The sequence below is a fragment of the Streptomyces huiliensis genome, assembly GCF_020037025.1.
Taxonomy (GTDB): domain Bacteria; phylum Actinomycetota; class Actinomycetes; order Streptomycetales; family Streptomycetaceae; genus Streptomyces; species Streptomyces huiliensis.
In genome coordinates, this window is the sequence record NZ_JAIQLH010000111.1 from 1 (window position 1) to 1300 (window position 1300).

1 protein-coding gene is annotated in these 1300 nt (G+C 75.6%); it reads left to right on the forward strand.

The window, feature by feature from the left end:
- Positions 1-316: 316 nt before the first annotated feature.
- Positions 317-1279 (forward strand): non-homologous end-joining DNA ligase, encoded by a 963-nt coding sequence (ligD, locus tag JNW98_RS20260; RefSeq protein WP_223769680.1) that lies wholly within the window; start codon positions 317-319, stop codon positions 1277-1279.
- Positions 1280-1300: the final 21 nt, after the last annotated feature.

The window sequence follows — 1300 nt, forward strand, 5'->3', positions numbered from 1 at the left end:
CGGCCCGGCGTCAGGACGCGCGCCGTACGCCGGCCCGCCGGGCGGCGCGGCTCCGGGGACGGCGCAGGCGGAGCAGCACCCCGTCGCCCCCACGGCGGGGGACGTCTGACATATCGAGCACAGCACCTGCGGCGACCTCATCGTTCTTCGGCGCGCGCCGGACGGGCGCGCTGCACGGGATCAGTGACCTCGCGAGGTTACCGGGGCCGGACGAGGCCGCCGTCCGGGCCTGGCAAAGGACGGCCACGCGGCCGGCCGCTGCCCCGCACGGGTGAATGACCTGCGAAAACCCGGCACTGCCCTGATCATCGGAAGCATGGCCCTGCCCGTCGCCCGGCTCCCCGAGATCCGGCCCATGCTGACCGTGCCCGGCCCGCTGCCGGCCGAGGGCGAGGAGGCGGGCTGGGGCTTCGAGGTGAAGTGGGACGGGGTCCGCTGCGTGCTCAGCACCTCGGGCGACGGGACCGTACGGCTGGTGAGCCGGGCCGGGAACGACGTGACGGCCACCTATCCCGAGCTGCTGGAGCTCGGCGCGCAGCTCCAGGGCCGGTCGGCGGTGCTCGACGGCGAGCTCGTGGCGCTGGACGAGCGGGGCCGGCCGGACTTCGGGCTGCTCCAGCGCCGGATGGGCATCGCCAACCCGCGCCGCGCTGCCCACCTGGCGATGGAGTACCCCGTCCACTTCATGATCTTCGACGTCATGCACGTCAGCGGCCGCTCCCTGCTCGGCGCCACGTACGGGGAGCGCCGCGCCATCCTCTACGGCATGGGGCTGACCGGCCGCAGCTGGTCCGTCCCCACCCACCTGGAGGGGCACGCCCGGCGGGCCTGGGACGCCACGCTGCGCCACGGCTACGAGGGCGTCATCGCCAAGCGGCTGGCCTCCCCCTACCTGCCCGGGGTCCGGTCACCCGACTGGCGGAAGGTGAAGCACCTGCTGACGCTCGACGTGGTGATCGGCGGCTGGACGGAGGGCCGGGGAGCCATCGCCGGGCTGCCCGGGGCCGTCCTCGCGGGGGTGGAGGAGCCGTCCGGCCTGCGGTACGTCGGCTCGGTGGGCTCGGGCCTCTCCGGGCAGGAGCGCCGCGACCTGGCCCGCTACCTGGAAGCACTGGCCCGGGACGGCTCGCCCTTCGCGGGCCCGGTGGACGCGACCGGCGTGCACTGGGTGGAACCGCGGCTGGTCGCCGAGATCACCCTCACCGGCTGGACCCCGGCCGGGCACCTCCGCCACCCCATCTGGCACCGGCTCCGGCCGGACCTGACGCGGCCCGGATAAGCCGGAGGGCGGCGGCACCGC

Bases quoted from the DNA above. Each gene is read 5' to 3' on its own strand.
- ligD (WP_223769680.1), top strand. From the start codon at position 317: ATGGCCCTGCCCGTCGCCCGGCTCCCCGAGATCCGGCCCATGCTGACC.